Origin of the sequence: Escherichia albertii (genome assembly GCF_028622335.1) — a bacterium.
In the GTDB taxonomy this organism is placed as follows: domain Bacteria; phylum Pseudomonadota; class Gammaproteobacteria; order Enterobacterales; family Enterobacteriaceae; genus Escherichia; species Escherichia albertii.
On sequence record NZ_CP117568.1, the window covers coordinates 2,777,595 to 2,798,626 of the forward strand.

The 21,032-nt window shown below is 50.7% G+C and carries 20 protein-coding genes; 11 read left to right on the top strand and 9 right to left on the bottom strand.

Annotated features, from left to right (window positions below; genetic code table 11):
* Positions 1–188: 188 nt before the first annotated feature.
* From lldP to trmL, 4 genes are read left to right on the top strand one after another with little or no spacing between them, the layout of a single operon-like run.
* Positions 189–1,844, top strand: a complete 1,656-nt coding sequence (lldP, locus tag PS053_RS13530) for an L-lactate permease (RefSeq protein ID WP_001055293.1) — start codon at positions 189–191, stop codon at positions 1,842–1,844.
* Positions 1,844–2,620 (top strand): transcriptional regulator LldR, encoded by a 777-nt coding sequence (gene lldR, locus PS053_RS13535; RefSeq protein WP_010341490.1) that lies wholly within the window; start codon positions 1,844–1,846, stop codon positions 2,618–2,620. Before lldP ends, lldR begins: the two co-directional genes overlap by 1 nt.
* Entirely contained in the window at positions 2,617–3,807 is a 1,191-nt protein-coding gene (gene lldD / locus PS053_RS13540) for a quinone-dependent L-lactate dehydrogenase (protein ID WP_000586944.1), read from the top strand. The genes lldR and lldD overlap by 4 nt, the downstream gene beginning before the upstream one ends.
* 47 nt (positions 3,808–3,854) lie before the next feature.
* The gene (gene trmL / locus PS053_RS13545) at positions 3,855–4,328 is read left to right on the top strand and encodes a tRNA (uridine(34)/cytosine(34)/5-carboxymethylaminomethyluridine(34)-2'-O)-methyltransferase TrmL (protein ID WP_025238086.1); all 474 of its coding nucleotides are present in this window, start codon (positions 3,855–3,857) and stop codon (positions 4,326–4,328) included.
* Between the two features lie 54 nt (positions 4,329–4,382).
* Here trmL and cysE read toward each other — a convergent pair whose 3' ends face one another.
* The 5 genes from cysE to PS053_RS13570 form a co-directional block, all read right to left on the bottom strand.
* A complete protein-coding gene (gene cysE / locus PS053_RS13550) occupies positions 4,383–5,204 on the bottom strand; it encodes a serine O-acetyltransferase (protein WP_001277555.1) in 822 nt (273 codons plus the stop codon).
* Positions 5,205–5,282: 78 nt separating this feature from the next.
* Positions 5,283–6,302 carry an NAD(P)H-dependent glycerol-3-phosphate dehydrogenase gene (gpsA, locus tag PS053_RS13555; RefSeq protein WP_001076193.1) on the bottom strand — a complete coding sequence of 340 codons (1,020 nt, stop codon included), beginning with the start codon at positions 6,300–6,302 and terminating at the stop codon, positions 5,283–5,285.
* On the bottom strand, positions 6,302–6,769 hold the full coding sequence (secB, locus tag PS053_RS13560) for a protein-export chaperone SecB (protein WP_000003382.1): 468 nt from the start codon (positions 6,767–6,769) through the stop codon (positions 6,302–6,304). Before secB ends, gpsA begins: the two co-directional genes overlap by 1 nt.
* A gap of 62 nt (positions 6,770–6,831) precedes the next feature.
* Positions 6,832–7,083: a glutaredoxin 3 gene (gene grxC / locus PS053_RS13565; protein ID WP_000024388.1), complete on the bottom strand. Its 252-nt coding sequence runs from the start codon at positions 7,081–7,083 to the stop codon at positions 6,832–6,834.
* A gap of 141 nt (positions 7,084–7,224) precedes the next feature.
* Complete coding sequence (locus PS053_RS13570) at positions 7,225–7,656, bottom strand: rhodanese-like domain-containing protein (RefSeq protein WP_002460317.1); 432 nt, start codon at positions 7,654–7,656, stop codon at positions 7,225–7,227.
* 245 nt (positions 7,657–7,901) lie between these two features.
* Here PS053_RS13570 and gpmM point away from each other — a divergent pair, with 245 nt between their 5' ends.
* From gpmM to PS053_RS13585, 3 genes are read left to right on the top strand one after another with little or no spacing between them, the layout of a single operon-like run.
* Positions 7,902–9,446, top strand: coding sequence for a 2,3-bisphosphoglycerate-independent phosphoglycerate mutase (gpmM, locus tag PS053_RS13575; protein WP_256879252.1), 1,545 nt, complete (start codon positions 7,902–7,904; stop codon positions 9,444–9,446).
* Positions 9,447–9,479: 33 nt separating this feature from the next.
* Complete coding sequence (gene envC, locus PS053_RS13580) at positions 9,480–10,739, top strand: murein hydrolase activator EnvC (RefSeq protein ID WP_024164984.1); 1,260 nt, start codon at positions 9,480–9,482, stop codon at positions 10,737–10,739.
* A gap of 3 nt (positions 10,740–10,742) precedes the next feature.
* Entirely contained in the window at positions 10,743–11,702 is a 960-nt protein-coding gene (locus PS053_RS13585) for a divergent polysaccharide deacetylase family protein (RefSeq protein ID WP_054410740.1), read from the top strand.
* Here the strand turns inward: PS053_RS13585 and waaH are convergent.
* The 3 genes from waaH to kbl form a co-directional block, all read right to left on the bottom strand.
* The gene (gene waaH, locus PS053_RS13590) at positions 11,689–12,723 is read right to left on the bottom strand and encodes a UDP-glucuronate:LPS(HepIII) glycosyltransferase (protein WP_059277657.1); all 1,035 of its coding nucleotides are present in this window, start codon (positions 12,721–12,723) and stop codon (positions 11,689–11,691) included. The two genes, PS053_RS13585 and waaH, sit on opposite strands and share 14 nt — an antisense overlap.
* Positions 12,724–13,134: 411 nt before the next feature.
* Positions 13,135–14,160: an L-threonine 3-dehydrogenase gene (tdh, locus tag PS053_RS13595; RefSeq protein ID WP_256879251.1), complete on the bottom strand. Its 1,026-nt coding sequence runs from the start codon at positions 14,158–14,160 to the stop codon at positions 13,135–13,137.
* A gap of 13 nt (positions 14,161–14,173) precedes the next feature.
* Complete coding sequence (gene kbl / locus PS053_RS13600; RefSeq protein ID WP_059225026.1) at positions 14,174–15,370, bottom strand: glycine C-acetyltransferase; 1,197 nt, start codon at positions 15,368–15,370, stop codon at positions 14,174–14,176.
* A gap of 213 nt (positions 15,371–15,583) precedes the next feature.
* Between kbl and rfaD the strand changes: the two genes are divergently transcribed.
* From rfaD to rfaL, 4 genes are read left to right on the top strand one after another with little or no spacing between them, the layout of a single operon-like run.
* Positions 15,584–16,516: an ADP-glyceromanno-heptose 6-epimerase gene (gene rfaD, locus PS053_RS13605; protein ID WP_000587781.1), complete on the top strand. Its 933-nt coding sequence runs from the start codon at positions 15,584–15,586 to the stop codon at positions 16,514–16,516.
* Between the two features lie 9 nt (positions 16,517–16,525).
* Positions 16,526–17,572: an ADP-heptose--LPS heptosyltransferase RfaF gene (gene rfaF / locus PS053_RS13610; protein ID WP_000699250.1), complete on the top strand. Its 1,047-nt coding sequence runs from the start codon at positions 16,526–16,528 to the stop codon at positions 17,570–17,572.
* 3 nt (positions 17,573–17,575) lie between these two features.
* Positions 17,576–18,532 carry a lipopolysaccharide heptosyltransferase RfaC gene (gene rfaC / locus PS053_RS13615; protein WP_001264631.1) on the top strand — a complete coding sequence of 319 codons (957 nt, stop codon included), beginning with the start codon at positions 17,576–17,578 and terminating at the stop codon, positions 18,530–18,532.
* A 35-nt stretch (positions 18,533–18,567) separates the two neighbouring features.
* The gene (rfaL, locus tag PS053_RS13620; RefSeq protein ID WP_256879250.1) at positions 18,568–19,785 is read left to right on the top strand and encodes an O-antigen ligase RfaL; all 1,218 of its coding nucleotides are present in this window, start codon (positions 18,568–18,570) and stop codon (positions 19,783–19,785) included.
* A gap of 54 nt (positions 19,786–19,839) precedes the next feature.
* Here the strand turns inward: rfaL and PS053_RS13625 are convergent, their stop codons facing one another.
* Positions 19,840–20,982 carry a lipopolysaccharide N-acetylglucosaminyltransferase gene (locus tag PS053_RS13625; protein WP_256879249.1) on the bottom strand — a complete coding sequence of 381 codons (1,143 nt, stop codon included), beginning with the start codon at positions 20,980–20,982 and terminating at the stop codon, positions 19,840–19,842.
* Positions 20,983–21,032: the final 50 nt, after the last annotated feature.

Consider the following 21,032-nt stretch of genomic DNA (forward strand, 5'->3'; position numbering starts at 1 on the left):
TCTGACCTCTGGTTCACAGTTCCCCAATTAAACTCACATTAACGTTGCCAATATATAACATTTAGTTAACTATTCATTGTCATTATCCCTACACAACAAAATTGGCAGTGCCACTTTTACACAACGTGTGACCAAGAGATGAGCAACAGACTCATTACACGATGTACGTGGCCTCCTGGAGACCTGCAATGAATCTCTGGCAACAAAACTACGATCCCGCCGGGAATATCTGGCTTTCCAGCCTGATAGCGTCGCTTCCCATTCTGTTTTTCTTCTTTGCGCTGATTAAGCTCAAACTCAAAGGCTATGTCGCCGCGTCCTGGACGGTCGCCATCGCTCTGGCAGTCGCTTTGCTGTTTTATAAAATGCCGGTCGCCAACGCGCTGGCCTCCGTGATTTATGGCTTCTTCTACGGTTTGTGGCCCATTGCCTGGATTATTATTGCGGCGGTGTTCGTTTATAAGATCTCGGTAAAAACCGGGCAATTCGACATCATCCGCTCGTCTATTCTTTCGATAACGCCTGACCAGCGCCTGCAAATGCTGATCGTCGGTTTCTGTTTCGGCGCATTTCTCGAAGGGGCCGCAGGCTTCGGCGCACCAGTGGCGATTACTGCTGCATTGCTGGTCGGCCTGGGCTTTAAACCGTTGTACGCAGCCGGACTGTGCCTGATTGTTAACACCGCTCCCGTAGCATTTGGCGCGATGGGGATCCCAATTCTGGTTGCCGGGCAGGTGACAGGCATCGACAGTTTTGAAATTGGTCAGATGGTTGGACGTCAGCTACCGTTTATGACCATTATCGTCCTGTTCTGGATCATGGCGATTATGGACGGCTGGCGCGGTATCAAAGAAACCTGGCCTGCGGTCGTGGTCGCAGGCGGCTCGTTTGCCATTGCGCAATACCTCAGCTCTAACTTCATTGGGCCAGAGTTGCCGGACATTATTTCCTCGCTGGTATCGCTGCTCTGCCTGACACTGTTCCTCAAACGCTGGCAGCCGGTACGCGTTTTCCGCTTCGGCGATCTGGGGGCTTCACAGGTTGATATGACGCTGGCCCACACCGGATACACAGCGGGTCAGGTATTGCGTGCCTGGACGCCGTTCCTGTTCCTGACCGCCACCGTAACACTGTGGAGTATTCCACCGTTTAAAGCCCTGTTCGCTTCAGGCGGCGCGCTGTATGAGTGGGTGATCAACATTCCGGTGCCGTACCTCGACAAACTGGTTGCCCGTATGCCGCCAGTGGTCAGCGAAGCTACCGCTTACGCCGCCGTGTTTAAGTTCGACTGGTTCTCTGCCACCGGCACTGCCATTCTATTTGCGGCGCTGCTCTCTGTCGTGTGGCTGAAGATGAAACCGTCTGATGCTATCAGCACCTTCGGCAGTACGCTGAAAGAACTGGCCCTGCCTATCTACTCTATCGGCATGGTGCTGGCGTTCGCCTTTATCTCGAACTATTCCGGGCTGTCATCAACACTGGCGCTGGCACTGGCGCACACCGGCCATGCTTTCACCTTCTTCTCGCCGTTCCTCGGCTGGTTGGGGGTATTCCTGACGGGGTCGGATACATCATCTAACGCCCTGTTCGCCGCACTGCAAGCCACCGCGGCTCAACAAATTGGCGTCTCCGATCTGTTACTGGTTGCCGCCAACACCACCGGCGGCGTCACTGGCAAGATGATCTCCCCGCAATCTATCGCTATCGCCTGCGCGGCGGTAGGACTGGTAGGGAAAGAGTCAGATCTGTTCCGTTTTACTGTCAAACACAGCCTGATTTTCACCTGTATGGTGGGCGTGATCACCACCCTTCAGGCCTATGTCTTAACGTGGATGATTCCTTAATGATGGTTATACCCAGACGCCTGTCAGACGAGGTAGCTGACCGTGTGCGGGCGCTGATTGATGAAAAACAACTGGAGGCGGGCATGAAGTTGCCCGCTGAACGCCAGTTGGCGATGCAGCTCGGCGTGTCGCGAAATTCACTGCGCGAAGCGCTGGCGAAGCTGGTGAGCGAAGGCGTGCTGCTCAGTCGTCGCGGCGGCGGCACGTTTATTCGCTGGCGCCATGACGCATGGTCGGAGCAAAACATCGTCCAGCCATTGAAAACGCTGATGGCCGATGACCCGGATTACAGTTTCGATATTCTGGAAGCTCGCTACGCTATTGAGGCCAGCACCGCCTGGCATGCGGCAATGCGCGCCACACAAGCCGATAAAGAAAAGATTCAGCTTTGCTTTGACGCAACGCTCAGCGACGACCCGGACCTCGCCTCACAAGCGGACGTTCGCTTTCATCTGGCCATTGCCGAAGCCTCACATAACATCGTGCTGCTGCAAACCATGCGCGGTTTCTTCGATGTTCTGCAATCCTCAGTGATGCAAAGCCGCCAACGGATGTACCTGGTGCCGCCCGTCTTTTCTCAGCTAACCGAACAGCACCAGGCAGTCATTGACGCTATTTTTATTGGTGATGCCGACGGGGCGCGTAAGGCGATGATGGCGCATCTTAGTTTTGTCCACACCACCATAAAACGATTCGATGAAGATCAGGCACGCCGCGCACGCATTACCCGTCTGCCCGGTGACCATAATGAGCATCCGAGGGAGAAAAACGCATGATTATTTCCGCAGCCAGCGATTATCGCGCCGCAGCACAACGCATTCTGCCGCCGTTCCTGTTCCACTATATGGACGGCGGCGCATATTCTGAATACACCCTGCGCCGCAACGTGGAAGATTTATCAGACGTGGCGCTGCGCCAGCGTATTCTGAAAAACATGTCTAACCTAAGTCTGGAAACGACGCTGTTTAATGAGAAATTATCGATGCCGGTAGCGCTGGCCCCGGTGGGATTGTGCGGTATGTATGCACGCCGCGGCGAGGTTCAGGCAGCAAAAGCGGCAGATGCACATGGCATTCCATTTACGCTCTCGACGGTTTCCGTTTGCCCAATTGAAGAAGTGGCGCCCGCCATCAAGCGCCCAATGTGGTTCCAGCTTTACGTACTGCGCGATCGCGGTTTTATGCGTAACGCGCTGGAGCGTGCAAAAGCGGCGGGTTGTTCGACGCTGGTTTTCACCGTGGATATGCCAACACCGGGCGCGCGCTATCGTGATGCGCACTCAGGTATGAGCGGCCCGAACGCCGCAATGCGCCGCTACTGGCAGGCGGTGACGCATCCACAATGGGCGTGGGATGTGGGCCTCAACGGTCATCCGCATGATTTAGGCAATATCTCGGCTTATCTCGGCAAACCAACCGGACTGGAAGATTACATCGGCTGGCTGGGGAATAACTTCGATCCTTCAATTTCATGGAAAGACCTCGAGTGGATCCGCGATTTCTGGGATGGTCCGATGGTGATCAAAGGGATCCTCGATCCAGAAGATGCACGTGATGCCGTTCGTTTTGGCGCCGACGGGATTGTGGTTTCTAACCACGGTGGTCGCCAGTTAGATGGCGTGCTCTCCTCCGCCCGTGCGCTACCTGCTATTGCGGATGCGGTAAAAGGCGATATTGCGATTCTGGCGGATAGCGGTATTCGTAACGGGCTGGACGTGGTGCGCATGATTGCATTGGGCGCCGACACCGTACTGCTGGGTCGTGCGTTCCTGTATGCGCTGGCAACGGCGGGCCAGGCGGGCGTCGCTAATCTGCTGAGTCTGATTGAAAAAGAGATGAAAGTGGCGATGACGCTGACGGGCGCGAAGTCGATTAAAGAAATCACCGGAGATTCGCTGGTACAGGAGCTGGGCAAAGAGCTGCCAGCGGCACTGGCTTCGATGGCGAAAGGGAATGCAGCTTAAGGGTTAGATCAATATCTGCTATCCTGCCCCCGCACTAAGGGGGCAGTATGCTAAACATCGTACTTTACGAACCAGAAATTCCGCCAAACACTGGCAATATCATCCGTCTTTGCGCCAACACCGGCTTTCGTCTGCATATCATCGAACCGATGGGATTCGCCTGGGACGATAAGCGTCTGCGCCGCGCGGGGCTGGACTACCATGAATTTACCGCCGTCACGCGTCATCATGACTATAGTGCGTTCCTCGAAGCGGAGAATCCCCAGCGCCTGTTTGCCCTCACCACGAAAGGCACGCCCGCGCACAGCGCCGTAAGCTATCAGGATGGCGACTATCTGATGTTCGGCCCGGAAACACGCGGCTTGCCAGCGACCATTCTTGACGCCCTGCCCGCTGACCAAAAAATTCGTATTCCAATGGTGCCGGACAGCCGCAGTATGAACCTGTCTAATGCGGTGTCGGTAGTGGTGTATGAAGCCTGGCGCCAGTTGGGGTATCCAGGAGCGGTATTGAGAGATTAAGATGCGGTAGGCCGGATAAGGCGTTCACGCCGCATCCGGCACGATCACAGGACGTCAGATCCCATCGCCATATTCAAACGTATGGTTAATACCGTTGAAATGCTGATCCATATCCATTGATGGCTTATCGCTGTCTGGTTTACCAACGATGCGTGCCGGTACGCCAGCGGCGGTAGTGTGCGGCGGCACCGGTTGCAGCACCACAGACCCCGCGCCAATTTTCGCACCGCGTCCAACTTCAATATTACCGAGAATTTTCGCGCCCGCGCCAATCATCACGCCTTCACGAATTTTCGGGTGACGGTCACCGCTGGTTTTCCCCGTACCGCCAAGCGTCACAGATTGCAGAATAGATACGTCATTTTCAATCACCGCCGTTTCACCGACGACGATGCCCGTCGCGTGGTCAAGCATAATACCGCGACCAATTTTGGCTGCCGGGTGAATATCGACCTGGAACGTCACAGAAACCTGGTTTTGCAGAAAAATAGCCAGTGCGCGACGCCCCTGATTCCACAGCCAGTGACCAATGCGATAGGCCTGCAAGGCATGAAAACCTTTCAGGTATAACAAGGGAGTTGAGTATTTATCGACTGCCGGGTCGCGGGTACGTACCGCCTGAATATCACACGCCGCAGAAGCGATCATTTCCGGGTCAGCGGCGTAGGCTTCTTCCACCACTTCACGAATCGCAATAGCAGGCATAATCGGCGATGCCAGTTTATTCGCCAGCATATAGCTTAACGCGCTGCCGAGGTTTTCGTGCTTGAGTAATGTTGCGTGGTAAAAACTGGCCAGCATTGGCTCACAGTCCGCCAGCGCTCTGGCTTCCGCTTTAATATTGTTCCAGACAATTTCCAGTTCTTCACACGACATTGCTTACTCCACACGATGAGATAATGACCGGCCCGTTCTGTGCGGGCCGGGTCATAGCGGTAACAAAGATTCCTGGGTTTAGTGGCTACTGCGCTCGTCCTTGCGTGCACGACCTAATAAAGTCAATGCTGCCTCGCGCGCGTTTTTTCCGCAATATAATACTTGATAAATTTCCTCGGTTATTGGCATTTCAACGCCGAAGCGATGCGCCAGTTCGCGGACTTCTTTCGTATTGCGGTAGCCTTCAACCACCTGACCAATCTTCTCCTGCGCGTTTTGTACATCCATGCCCTGACCGAGCATCATGCCAAAACGGCGGTTACGCGACTGGTTGTCAGTACAGGTAAGCACCAGATCGCCCAGCCCCGCCATGCCCATAAAGGTGGCAGGATCGGCCCCCAGCGCCGCCCCCAGACGCGACATTTCAGCCAGACCACGGGTGATCAGCGCCGTACGCGCATTCGCGCCAAAACCGATACCGTCGGACATCCCTGCACCAATGGCAATGACGTTTTTCACCGCGCCGCCAAGCTGCACGCCAATGAAATCCGGGTTGCTGTAAACGCGGAAACTTTTTCCGCAATGCAGCAGTTGCTGGAGGTCATCAGCAAAGGTTTGATCGGTAGAGGCCAGCGAAATAGCCGTCGGTAACCCTGCCGCCAGTTCTTTCGCGAAAGTCGGGCCGGAGATAACCGCCAGCGGAATTTGATCGCCTAACGCCTCGCGCGCCACGTCCTGCAACAGGCGCCCGGTTTCTGCTTCCAGCCCTTTGGTCGCCCACACCAGACGCGCATCAGGACGCATCAGCGGTTTAATCTGACGCAACACTTCGCCAAAAACATGGCTTGGCACGACGACAAGAATATTACGGCTGGCTGCCAGCGCGGTGGCGAGATCGCTTTCAAGATGGAGCGTGTCGGGAAAAGGCACATCGGGAAGAAACGCGGCGTTGCAACGATCGCGTTCAAGGGTAGCGATATGTTCAGGGTCATGGCCCCAGAGGACAACCTCGTGGCCATTTCTTGCCAGGGTGATGGCAAGAGCGGTGCCGTACGAGCCGGCACCGATCACAGTCATTGAAGCATTACGTTGGTTCATCAGGCATCCTGATGTTCTTCAGTACCTTCGCCAGCCTGCTGCTGCAAATAGTTCATGAACAGCGCATCGAAGTTAACCGGCGCAAGGTTCAGTTGCGGGAATGTACCGCGGGATACCATGCTGGTGATGCATTCACGAGCATATGGGAACAGAATGTTCGGGCAGTATGCGCCCAGGCAGTGCGCCATCTGGGTGCCTTCGATACCCGCGATGGAGAAAATACCGCCCTGCTGAACTTCACACAGGAACGCAGTTTCTTCGCCCAGGGATGCCGTTACGGTAACACGCAGTACCACTTCGTAAACGTCATCTGCCAGTTGAGTAGATGCCGTATCCAGATCAAGTTTAACTTCTGGCTGCCAATCTTTCTGGAAAACGTGCGGCGCGTTCGGCGCTTCAAAAGAGATATCCTTGGTATAAATACGCTGGATCTGGAAAGTCATTTCAGTGTTGTTTTGTTCTGACATGTGTAGAAAACCCTTAAGTGTTGTCCTTAAATACTGCGCAATGTAATGCCAACGTTCACACGTTATTTCAGCAGGGGATCCAGTCCACCACGTGCATCCAATGCATACAAGTCATCACAGCCGCCAATGTGCTGTGCGTCAATAAAAATCTGTGGAACCGTCGTACGGCCACTGCGTTTGATCATCTCTTCACGCCGGGCAGCATTACCATCAATCGGCAGTTCCTGAAAATTCACACCCTTGCTGCTCAGCAGCGCTTTCGCACGATGGCAATAGGGACAGGTTTCTTTGGTATAGATTTCAACATTGGCCATAACTTAGCTCCTGTTTTTTTCCCCTGCAGTTTCATGTTGCAGGAAGGCGACAATTTGGATTATCCCCTGAAGCTTATATCAATAAGTGACTGGGGGCATAATTGCAGCCAATCGCCTGCGCCATGAAAAATGACAGGTAAATTATTTGCCGCGCACCAGAGGCAAGTTCTCGCCAGCCCAGCCCGCGATGCCCTCTTTCAGTACGAATACTTGTGCAAATCCAGCTTTCGTCAGCGCGTTTGCTGGCTCCTGGCACTGCATGCCAGAACCGTCTACCACGATAACCGGTTTGTCTTTGTGCTTATCAAGTTCACCAACATTGTTGGCTTTGATTTCGCTCGGCAACAGATTGATAGAGCCTGCAATATGGCCCTTACGGAAGTCATCACGCTGACGTAAATCCACAACTACGGCGTCTTCTTTGTTGATAAGACGCGTCGCTTCACCACGAGTAATCACCTTCACTTTCGAGGTCAGGCTTTTAAACGTAGTAACCAGAACCGCCACCAGTAACGCGATCCAGGCGATACTCAGCATGGGATGGCGGCCGACAAATTGCATAATTTCTTGCATGGGGGGTAACAACTCCCGACGTAGTGATTAAAAAAACCAGGAAAGGAGTATACCTGCGCGTTGCGGCAAATACAGCCAGCGCGTGCACGGGAATGCAATTTTGCGGGGCGCTACGAAAAAAAAATCGCAATTCAGCCTCCCGCTTTCACTGCGCGGCGCCATAATTTGATCTTCAGAGGCTATTTTATCGATTCAGCTGTAGTAAAATTACGCAAATTTTGACTCTTGAGTATGAGGTTGTCGCAATGTCGGTTTCTAAAAAACCTATGGTACTGGTGATTCTGGATGGCTACGGCTATCGCGAAGAACAGCAGGATAACGCCATTTATAGTGCTAAAACCCCGGTAATGGATGCGCTGTGGGCCAATCGTCCGCATACCCTGATCGACGCTTCCGGTCTGGAAGTCGGTCTGCCTGACCGTCAGATGGGTAACTCCGAGGTAGGTCACGTTAACCTGGGCGCGGGTCGCATCGTCTATCAGGATCTGACTCGTCTGGACGTCGAAATCAAAGATCGCGCGTTCTTCGCTAACCCGGTGCTGACTGGCGCGGTAGATAAAGCGAAAAACGCGGGCAAAGCAGTGCACATTATGGGTCTGCTCTCCGCAGGCGGCGTACACAGCCACGAAGATCACATCATGGCGATGGTAGAACTGGCAGCTGAACGCGGCGCGGAAAAAATCTACCTGCACGCATTCCTTGACGGTCGCGACACCCCGCCGCGCAGTGCTGAATCCTCACTGAAAAAATTCGAAGAGAAATTTGCCGCGCTGGATAAAGGCCGCGTAGCGTCCATCATTGGTCGTTACTACGCAATGGACCGCGACAATCGCTGGGATCGCGTTGAAAAAGCTTATGACCTGCTGACTCTGGCGCAGGGCGAATTCCAGGCCGATACCGCCGTTGCCGGTTTGCAGGCTGCTTATGCTCGCGACGAAAACGACGAATTTGTGAAAGCGACCGTTATCCGTGCAGAAGGCCAGCCAGATGCCGCAATGGAAGACGGCGACGCGCTGATTTTCATGAACTTCCGTGCTGACCGCGCGCGTGAAATCACGCGTGCGTTTGTAAATGCTGATTTCAACGGTTTCGCGCGTAAGAAAGTCGTTAACGTCGATTTCGTCATGCTGACCGAATACGCCGCCGATATCAAAACTGCGGTTGCTTATCCACCAGCGTCTCTGGTTAACACCTTTGGCGAGTGGATGGCGAAAAACGACAAAACCCAGTTGCGTATTTCCGAAACCGAGAAATATGCCCACGTCACGTTCTTCTTCAACGGTGGCGTAGAAGAGTCTTTCAAAGGCGAAGATCGTATTCTGATCGATTCACCGAAAGTCGCTACCTACGACCTGCAGCCGGAAATGAGCTCCGCAGAGTTAACCGAAAAACTGGTTGCAGCTATCAAGAGCGGCAAATACGACGCCATCATCTGTAACTACCCGAACGGCGATATGGTCGGTCACACCGGGGTGATGGAAGCCGCAGTTAAAGCGGTTGAGGCCCTGGATCACTGCGTGAATGAAGTTGCAAAAGCCGTTGAATCTGTTGGCGGTCAACTGCTGATCACCGCTGACCACGGTAACGCTGAACAGATGCGCGATCCTGCTACTGGTCAGGCGCATACGGCACACACCAACCTGCCAGTTCCGCTGATTTACGTTGGTGATAAGCAGGTAAAAGCCGTCGAAGGCGGCAAGCTTTCTGACATCGCGCCGACCATGTTGTCGCTAATGGGTATGGAAATCCCGCAAGAGATGACTGGTAAGCCGCTGTTCATCGTGGAATAATCCCTCCCCATGAGGGGAAAGGCGATTAATACCATGACACGGGCCATAAAACCGCGCAGGTTTGCAATCAGGCCCATCATCTACGCCAGCGTTCTTAGCGCTGGCGTATTGTTGTGCACTTTTTCCGCCCACGCGGATGACCGCGACCAACTCAAGTCGATTCAGGCCGATATCGCTGCAAAAGAACGCGCGGTACGCCAACAACAGCAACAACGCTCAAGCCTGCTTGCCCAGTTGAAAAAGCAGGAAGAGGCGATCTCCGAAGCCACCCGTAAGTTGCGTGAAACGCAAAACACACTCAATCAACTGAATAAACAGATTGATGAGATGAATGCGTCAATTGCCAAACTGGAACAGCAAAAAGCCGCCCAGGAACGCAATCTCGCCGCGCAACTGGACGCCGCGTTTCGTCAGGGTGAACATACCGGTATTCAGCTCATTCTCAGCGGTGAAGAAAGCCAGCGCGGTCAGCGTTTGCAGGCTTATTTCGGCTATCTCAACCAGGCGCGACAAGAAACTATCGCCCAGTTGAAGCAAACGCGTGAAGAAGTCGCCATGCAGCGTGCTGAACTGGAAGAGAAACAGAGCGAGCAACAAACGCTGTTATACGAACAACGCGCCCAGCAAGCGAAGCTGACTCAGGCGCTGAACGAGCGTAAGAAGACGCTGGCCGGACTGGAGTCATCCATTCAACAAGGTCAGCAACAGCTAAGTGAACTGCGCGCTAACGAATCCCGTCTGCGTAATAGCATCGCCCGTGCGGAAGCGGCAGCAAGAGCGCGCGCTGAACGTGAAGCACGTGAAGCCCAGGCAGTACGCGACAGACAGAAAGAAGCGACGCGTAAGGGCACTACCTACAAACCAACGGAAAGCGAAAAATCGCTGATGTCCCGAACCGGCGGTCTGGGCGCGCCGCGCGGCCAGGCATTCTGGCCTGTACGCGGACCAACGCTACATCGCTATGGCGAACAATTGCAGGGCGAACTGCGCTGGAAAGGGATGGTTATCGGTGCCTCTGAAGGTACTGAGGTTAAAGCCATTGCCGATGGTCGGGTGATTCTGGCTGACTGGCTGCAAGGTTATGGTCTGGTGGTCGTGGTTGAACACGGTAAAGGCGATATGAGCCTTTACGGCTATAATCAGAGCGCACTGGTGAGCGTTGGTTCGCAAGTTCGCGCGGGCCAGCCCATTGCACTGGTGGGCAGCAGTGGCGGTCAGGGTCGTCCTTCACTCTATTTCGAAATTCGCCGCCAGGGTCAGGCGGTCAATCCACAGCCGTGGTTGGGAAGATAAGTTTTGTTTCCATTTCGTCGTAACATTCTTTCATTTGCCGCTCTGCTGGCGCTCTCTACCCCTGTACTCGCTGGCAAACTTGCCATCGTCATCGATGATTTTGGTTATCGTCCGCATAACGAAAATCAGGTGCTGGCGATGCCATCCGCCATCTCCGTCGCGGTATTACCCGACTCGCCACACGCCAGAGAGATGGCGACCAAAGCGCATAACAGCGGTCATGAAGTACTGATTCATCTACCAATGGCGCCGTTGAGCAAACAGCCGCTGGAGAAAAACACGCTGCGCCCGGAGATGAGCAGCGACGAAATTGAGCGCATCATTCGCAGTGCGGTCAATAACGTGCCCTATGCCGTGGGGATCAACAACCACATGGGCAGCAAAATGACCTCAAATCTGTTTGGTATGCAGAAAGTGATGCAAGCACTGGCGCGTTACAATCTCTATTTTCTCGACAGCGTAACCATCGGCAATACCCAGGCGATGCGTGCCGCGCAAGGCACCGGCGTAAAAGTGATTAAACGAAAAGTGTTCCTCGATGATTCGCAAAATGAAGCGGACATTCGCGTGCAGTTTAATCGCGCCATTGACCTGGCCCGTCGTAACGGTTCAACCATTGCCATTGGTCATCCTCATCCTTCAACGGTACGTGTGTTGCAGCAGATGGTTTATAACCTGCCACCAGATATTACGCTGGTGAAAGCCAGCAGTCTGCTCAATGAACCGCAGGTCGACACCTCTACGCCGCCGAAAAACACGGCGCCTGACGCACCGCGTAATCCGTTCCGTGGCGTGAAGCTATGTAAACCGAAGAAACCACTGGCGCCGGTTTATGCTAATCGCTTCTTTGAAGTATTAAGCGAAAGTATCAGCCAGAGCACGTTGATCGTTTACTTCCAGCATCAGTGGCAAGGCTGGGGTAAACAGCCTGAAGCGACGAAGGCTAACGCTAGCGTAAATTAAAAGCGCTGCGCGTGATGCGATGGTGCGACTGTGTTTTGTCGCGCCATTGCCATAAGCGGAAAGACCACAGTAACGCCTGATACCCCACCTTCACGCTGCGCACATTGGTTATCAGGCGCTTATACATACCGGAAGTGAATATCTCAGCGATCATCTGCTGGCGAGTGACAATATCCGGCTCTTTACGCACTGCATGACAAACTCGCAATGCTTCATAAGTTATTTGTTGGTGAAATTCAGGATAAATCACAATTTTGTCTGCGTAATCGCGATTTAATTTTTCCAGCAGGCGAGTAATCTTAATATAGTGACGTTGATAATTAAGGTTTTTATTCCCTTGTCTATTCAACCGGCTCACTGACGTATTATGCAGATAATATTTATATAACGATTGTTCGGTATATCGCGCACGTAATGTGTTAAACATAAACTCTGTTGTCCAGACAATATCCTGATGATGCAGTCCGACAATAAATTTAATGTTATTTTTTATAATGATATCGCGGCGATAAACGCCCATCCATACAACGTGGGTCCAGCGGCGGGAAGAAAGCCCCATCCGCAACCAATCCGGGCCAGTTAATACGCCTGTTGAACGGATACGATCGGTAGGAATAGACTGCCAGGTTTCCCCCGTTTCGCGGAAACACCAATCAGCATTGCACTGCGCCACGTCGAGATCATCCTCTAACGCCATAGTCATCAGCGTTTCGTACATGGTAGGATAAACTTCATCATCCGCATCGACAAAAGCGACATATTTGCCGGTTGCCGCTTCGATTCCGCGATTACGCGCTACCGATGCGCCAGCATTCGCCTGATGCAGCAAGCGCACATGCGGATAGTTTTCTGCATAATGCTTTGCTATTTCAACAGAATTATCCGTTGAACCATCGTTGATAATAATAATTTCCAGAGCAGTCCAGGTCTGCGCGATTAAAGATTCCATGCAAGCGTTGAAATCATCACCCGCATTATATAATGGGATAATAACACTTAGTTTATTTGCATTGTTCATCATAAATTACCGACTACGTCTGAAGTTACCCTGACGTTTTACAGGCTTTGTATTAAGAAACTATTAAGCCTGTGAGATATTATTTTTACGGGGGAGCGAGTAACTTCAGGCCAGAGAGATAATGAAAACAGTAATATAAGATAACAGCGCAATTACGAACGCTTTATTACACTGACAGGATTTTACATATTTAACGGCTTATCCTCAGGGAAAAGGGCTGGAATTTTGAATTTTCAGATTGTAGACCAAGTGCGTTTTGTTTATGCCGGATGCGCGTAAACGCCTTATCCGGCCTACAAAGCCTTCCAGATTCAATATATTGCAGAAATTATGTAGGCCTGATAAGCGTAGCGCATCAGGCTATTTTGTGTTTACCATCAGCTTCAAGGGCTGGTATTCCAGCCCTTGTTCGTTTTAATCCCAGCTCAGAATAACTTTACCGGACTGGCCTGAACGCATGGCGTCAAAGCCTTTCTGGAAATCATCGATGGAAAAACGATGAGTGATAATCGGCGAGAGATCCAGACCAGACTGAATCAATGCCGCCATTTTGTACCAGGTTTCAAACATCTCACGGCCGTAAATGCCTTTAATGAACAAGCCCTTAAAGATCACTTTCGTCCAGTCGATGGACATATCAGACGGAGGAATACCCAGCATTGCAATGCGACCGCCATGGTTCATGGTATCCAGCATGGTGCGGAATGCTGCCGGAGCGCCAGACATCTCCAGACCGACATCAAAGCCTTCAGTCATACCCAGTTCGGTCATCACGTCACTGAGATTTTCTTGCGCGACATTAACCGCATGAGTGATCCCCATTTTACGCGCCAGCTCAAGGCGATATTCGTTAACGTCGGTGATCACCACATTGCGTGCGCCGACGTGTTTTGCCACCGCCGCCGCCATAATACCGATTGGGCCTGCGCCAGAAACCAGTACATCTTCGCCTACCAAATCAAACGACAGCGCCGTATGTACCGCATTACCGAACGGGTCGAAAATTGCGGCTAAGTCGTCGGAAATATTGTCAGGGATTTTGAAGGCGTTGAATGCCGGGATCACCAGATATTCAGCAAAACAACCAGGGCGATTAACGCCAACACCAATAGTATTGCGGCACAGATGGGTACGACCGCCGCGACAGTTGCGGCAATGTCCACAGGTGATATGACCTTCGCCAGACACGCGATCGCCAATCTTGAAGCCTTTCACATCCTGACCAATAGCCACTACTTCACCAACATATTCGTGGCCTACGACCATCGGTACCGGGATGGTTTTTTGCGACCACTCATCCCAGTTATAGATGTGAACGTCAGTCCCGCAGATGGCTGTTTTACGGATTTTAATTAGCAAATCGTTATGCCCGAGTTCCGGTTCAGGAACGTCGGTCATCCAGATGCCTTCTTCCGCTTTCAGTTTGGATAACGCTTTCATCTCACATCCTCATTCAGGCAATTACGCCCAGTTGTTTACCAATACGCGTGAACGCTTCTACCGCACGCGTAATTTGCTCAGGAGTATGCGCCGCAGACATCTGGGTACGAATACGCGCCTGACCTTTCGGGACGACCGGATAGAAGAAACCGGTGACGTAAATGCCCTCTTTTTGCAGTTCACGGGCAAATTTCTGCGCAACGACCGCATCGCCAAGCATGACCGGGATAATCGCGTGGTCAGCACCTGCCAGGGTAAAACCTGCGGCTGACATCTGCTCACGGAACTGACGCGCGTTGGCCCACAGGCGATCGCGCAGTTCGCTACCCGTCTCAACCATCTCCAGGACTTTGATGGAAGCCGCAACAATGGCCGGTGCCAGCGAGTTAGAGAACAAATACGGACGAGAACGCTGACGTAGCCACTCAACGACTTCTTTACGCGCCGCGGTGTAACCACCAGAAGCGCCGCCTAAGGCTTTACCGAGTGTGCCGGTGATGATATCGACCCGGCCCATCACATCGCAGTATTCATGGGAGCCGCGACCGTTTTCACCGACAAAACCGACGGCGTGAGAGTCATCGACCATCACCAAAGCGTCGTATTTATCCGCGAGATCGCAAACCCCTTTCAGGTTGGCAATCACGCCGTCCATAGAGAACACGCCATCGGTGGCGATCAGCACATGGCGCGCCCCGGCTTCACGCGCCTCTTTCAGACGTGCTTCCAGTTCCTGCATATCGTTGTTGGCGTAACGATAGCGTTTGGCTTTACACAGACGCACACCGTCAATGATCGAGGCGTGATTTAGCGCGTCGGAAATAATGGCGTCTTCCGCACCCAGCAGCGTTTCAAACAGGCCGCCGTTCGCGTCAAAACAAGAAGAGTAGAGAATCGCATCTTCCATTCCCAGGAATGCAGCCAGTTTCTGCTCAAGCTCTTTATGGCTATCCTGGGTGCCGCAGATAAAGCGCACCGAAGCCATCCCAAAACCATGAGAGTCCATTCCCGCTTTTGCCGCCGCAATCAGCTCTGGATGATTTGCCAGTCCGAGATAGTTATTGGCGCAAAAGTTAATAACGTGGCTTCCATCAGCCACAGTGATGTCTGCTTGCTGCGCAGACGTGATAATGCGCTCTTCTTTAAACAACCCTTCCGCCTTTGCGGCTTCCAGATCGTTAGTTAATTGCTGATAAAATTCTCCACGCATTGCGGTTCTCCAGACAGGGCAATTTCCAGCACATATTACCCAAACTTATAGGTTGCGACGAGATGAGGCCTTAACACTTCTGCAAAATTCAGGATAAATAACCCCCATCTCCCTCACTTTCGGCGAATGGCTGAAGCCAACGCCATGTAGTGATATGATAGAAGCATTCGTGTCTGAGATTGTCTCTGACTCCATAATTCGAAGGTTACAGTTATGATCATCGTTACCGGCGGCGCGGGCTTTATCGGCAGCAACATCGTTAAGGCCCTGAATGATAAAGGCATCACCGATATCCTGGTGGTGGACAACCTGAAAGACGGCACCAAGTTTGTGAACCTGGTTGACCTGAATATCGCAGACTATATGGATAAGGAAGACTTCCTGATCCAGGTTATGGCAGGCGAAGAGTTTGGCGATGTTGAAGCAATTTTCCACGAAGGCGCGTGTTCTTCCACCACCGAGTGGGACGGCAAGTATATGATGGATAACAACTATCAATACTCTAAAGAACTGCTGCACTACTGCCTGGAGCGCGAAATCCCGTTCCTGTACGCTTCTTCCGCATCGACCTACGGCGGGCGCACTTCCGACTTTATCGAATCCCGTGAATACGAAAAACCGCTGAACGTCTACGGTTACTCAAAATTCCTGTTTGATGAATACGTTCGTAAAATCCTGCCAGAAGCAAATTCACAGATTGTCGGCTTCCGTTACTTCAACGTTTATGGACCACGTGAAGGCCATAAGGGCAGCATGGCGAGCGTGGCTTTCCATCTCAACACCCAGCTTAACAACGGTGAATCACCGAAATTGTTCGAAGGCAGCGAGAACTTTAAACGCGACTTCGTTTATGTAGGCGACGTGGCTGATGTCAACCTGTGGTTCCTGGAAAATGGCGTTTCCGGCATCTTCAACCTTGGAACAGGTCGTGCAGAATCCTTCCAGGCAGTGGCAGACGCGACGCTGGCTTACCACAAGAAAGGTCAGATCGAATACATTCCATTCCCGGATAAACTGAAAGGCCGTTATCAGAAGTTCACTCAGGCGGATCTGACTAATTTGCGCGCTGCGGGTTACGACAAACCATTCAAGACCGTTGCCGAAGGCGTAACGGAATATATGGCCTGGCTGAATCGCGACGCATAAGAGCACTGCATGAAAATACTGGTGATCGGCCCGTCTTGGGTTGGCGACATGATGATGTCGCAAAGTCTCTATCGCACGCTCCAGGCGCGCTATCCCCAGGCGATAATTGACGTGATGGCACCGGCATGGTGCCGTCCGTTATTGTCGCGGATGCCGGAAGTCAACGAAGCGATTCCCATGCCTCTCGGTCACGGAGCGCTGGAAATTGGCGAACGCCGCAAGCTAGGTCAGAGCCTGCGCGAAAAACGTTACGACCGCGCCTACGTCTTACCGAACTCTTTTAAATCCGCACTGGTGCCTTTCTTCGCGGGAATTCCTCATCGCACCGGCTGGCGCGGCGAAATGCGCTACGGTTTACTCAACGATGTGCGCGTACTTGATAAAGAAGCCTGGCCGCTGATGGTGGAACGCTATGTCGCACTGGCCTATGACAAAGGCGTGATGCGCACCGCACAAGATCTGCCGCAGCCATTGTTATGGCCGCAATTGCAGGTGAGCGAAGGCGAAAAATCGTACGCCTGCAATCAATTTTCGCTCTCGTCAGAACGCCCGATGATTGGCTTTTGCCCAGGCGCGGAGTTTGGCCCGGCGAAACGCTGGCCGCACTACCACTACGCGGAACTGGCAAAACAGTTGATTGATGAAGGCTACCAGGTGGTTCTGTTTGGCTCGACAAAAGATCATGAAGCGGGCAATGAGATTCTTGCCGCTCTGAATAACGAGCAGCAGGCGTGGTGTCGGAATCTGGCTGGCGAGACACAACTTGAGCAAGCCGTTATCCTGATTGCAGCCTGTAAGGCCATTGTCACTAACGACTCTGGTCTGATGCACGTTGCTGCGGCCCTCAATCGTCCGCTGGTTGCCCTGTATGGTCCGAGTAGCCCGGATTTCACCCCACCGCTTTCCCATAAAGCGCGAGTCATCCGCCTGATTAGCGGCTATCACAAAGTGCGTAAAGGCGATGCTGCGGAAGGGTATCACCAGAGTTTGATCGACATTACGCCTCAGCGCGTACTGGAAGAACTCAATACGCTGTTGTTACAAGAGGAAGCCTGACGAATGCGGGTTCTGATCGTCAAAACATCGTCAATGGGCGATGTCCTCCACACGCTGCCCGCGCTCACTGATGCCCGGCAGGCAATCCCGGGCATTACATTTGACTGGGTAGTGGAAGAAGGTTTCGCACAGATTCCTTCCTGGCACGACGCCGTTGAGCAGGTGATTCCGGTGGCAATACGCCGCTGGCGCAAAGCATGGTTTTCTGCGCCCATTAAGGCGGAGCGGAAAACATTTCGTGAAGCCCTTCAGGCAAAAAACTATGATGCGATTATCGACGCCCAGGGACTGGTAAAAAGCGCGGCGTTGGTAACGCGTCTGGCGCATGGCGTTAAGCATGGAATGGACTGGCAAACGGCTCGTGAACCGCTGGCAAGCCTGTTTTACAATCGCAAGCACCATATTGCAAAACAGCAGCACGCTGTCGAACGCACCCGTGAACTGTTCGCCAAAAGTCTGGGCTATAGCAAACCGCAAACCCAGGGCGATTATGCCATTGCACAACATTTCCTGACTAACCCACTGCCTGATGCTGGCGAATATGCTGTATTTCTCCACGCGACAACCCGTGATGATAAACACTGGCCGGAAGCGCACTGGCGAGAATTAATTGGCTTGCTGGCAGATTCGGGAATTCGTATTAAATTACCGTGGGGCGCACCGCATGAAGAAGCTCGGGCGAAAAGGCTGGCAGAAGGATTTGCTTATGTCGACGTATTGCCGAAGATGAGTCTGGAGGGCGTTGCCCGCGTGTTAGCTGGGGCGAAATTTGTGGTGTCGGTGGATACAGGATTAAGCCATTTAACAGCAGCGCTGGACAAGCCGAATATTACGGTTTATGGACCTACAGATCCGGGATTAATTGGCGGGTATGGGAAGAACCAGGTGGTTTGTCGGGCAGCAGATAAAGATCTTGCTCATCTGCCTGCAATAACAGTATTTGAAAAAATAAACTTCTAATTAACGCGTTTTATATTAAAAATGGTGGAGAAGCAATGTTAACAGCCTCATTAGCGCTGCGTAATAGAGAAAACTGGAAACCATACTGGAATAAGGCGTTGGTATTTCTTTTTCTGACAACCTTTTTCCTTGATGGTATTACCCGTTATAAACATATCATTTCAGTGCTAATGATTATTACGGTAATTTATCAAATCTCTCGTGCACCCAAAACATTCACAGCACTCTATAAAAACAATCTTTTTTATAGTGTCATAGCACTATCACTCATTCTTTTATATGCTATTTTTATCTCGCCCGACCTGAAGATAAGTTTTAAAGAATTCAGTAACACAGTGCTTAAAGGATTTTTAGCATATAGTTTACTTATACCCGCATTACTAAAAGATGAGGACAATGAAAGTATCGGTAAAATCATACTATATTCATTAGTTACCGGACTTGGATTACGTTGTCTTGTTGAAATCGTCCTTTATATTCAGGATTATAATAAAGGAATAATGCCATTTACGACCTCTGAACATCGTAGCATTTCAGATTCGATGGTATTTTTATTTCCAGCATTATTAAATCTTTGGTTTATCAAAAAAACATCTTATAAAATAGGTTTTATAATTTTCAGTGCTATTTTCCTGTTTCTGCTATTAGGAACACTCTCCCGAGGTGCATGGTTAGCAGTGCTTATTGTTACTCTACTGTGGTTAATCTTAAATCGCCAGTGGAAATTACTAATGCTGACCTCCATAATTATTACCGTCGCATCCGCTTGCGTATTTACCTATAAAACTGATCACATCCATAGAGACAGATTAATTTATAAACTTCAACAAACTGACAGTTCTTATCGTTACACTAATGGTACTCAGGGTACGGCCTGGACATTAATAATGGAAAATCCGCTTAAGGGATATGGATACGGAGATGATATTTATCATAGTATTTATAATAAACGCGTTGTAGATTTTCCATCCTGGACATTCAAACAATCCATTGGACCGCATAATATTATTCTGTCAATTTGGTTTGCAGCAGGTCTGGCTGGGTTTCTGGCTTTACTTTATCTCTATGGTTCGATTATCAAAGAAACAGCCAATGCAACATTCCAAAAAGTAGCCGTCTCGCCTTACAATGGTCAATTACTGCTATTTTTAACCCTTGTAGGCTTTTATATTATTCGTGGGAACTTCGAAGAAGTTGATCTCAAACCCATTGGCCTGATTGTTGGATTGCTGTTAGCAATGCGAAATAAATAATAAAAAAGCCTGCCTGATATTAAAACCAGGCAGGCTTTTTTAATCAAATAATCTTTAGCCAAACCAGTCTTGCATCTGAGTTTCAAAACGCTGAGTTACATGTTCCCAACTATATTTTGAGAAAACGAATTTTTGGGCATTTTCGGCAATCTGCGTTCTATTACTATCAGCTAAAACCCGGCTAATGTCAGCGAGAATACTTTCAGATGTCATCGGTTCAGCAAGGTGATAGCCCGTTATCCCCTCCAGAACAAACTCGCTAATACCACCTTTTTGACTGGCAAGAACAGGTTTACCGGCCGCCATTGCTTCGACGGCGACCATGCAAAAAGCTTCTTCTACCTGAGAAGGAACAACCACCAGATCGGCTAAATGGTAGTAATTATGCATCTGCTCCGGTGGCTGCCCACCTGCCATAATACATTGCGCGCCGATGGCTTTCGCCTCATCCAGAACTTTTTTCTGATATTCAGCTTTTTCACCTTTTTTACTGGCAAAAGGATCGCCAACGATAACCAATTTAAGATTATCTTGCTTCTTACGTAGTTTATTAAAAGCATTCATAAGCTTCAAACAGCCTTTATCTGGCGATATTCTTCCTGCAAATAGTAGCACGATATCATTTGTGCCAATATTAAGCTTTTTCCTTAAATCTGCTATATTAGTTTGTGAATATAATTCAGAGCAAAAGCCATTAGGCACAATAGCGATATTTGCGTCAGGCATTTTTTCTGAGTAGAAATCAAAAAGAAACTGGCTCGGTACGATTATCTTTGCATTTTTGTCTAACTGATCTGGTTCGAAAGCATTATGAAAATGCATTACCAGCTGTGCCTGGGGATTTCTCTCACGAATCTGTTTATACAGTTTCATACTATTATGAATAACAATAACAGATTCTTTTGGATTGGTATTTTTAGGTTGGGTATTTAAAATACGCTGAGAATACGGTACGGGATCAAGTCGAGTCCATTTCTGAAAAATTCGCTTATAGAGACGACTAAAACCAATATAATGAATATCGCAATTATCATTGACTCTTGTGTAGGTCGGATAGCCATCGTTTCGAATACAGGCGATAGTTGTTGGTATAGAAAGCCTTTTTGCCACCTGATAAATCCATGTTTCGACCGCTGCTGCTCCTTTTGGCGGTATAGAAAATATTGGTGTGACGGTAAATATTATTTTCTTAATCATTAATAGCCAACTCCAATATTTTTATAATACGATATAAAAGCATAGAAAAT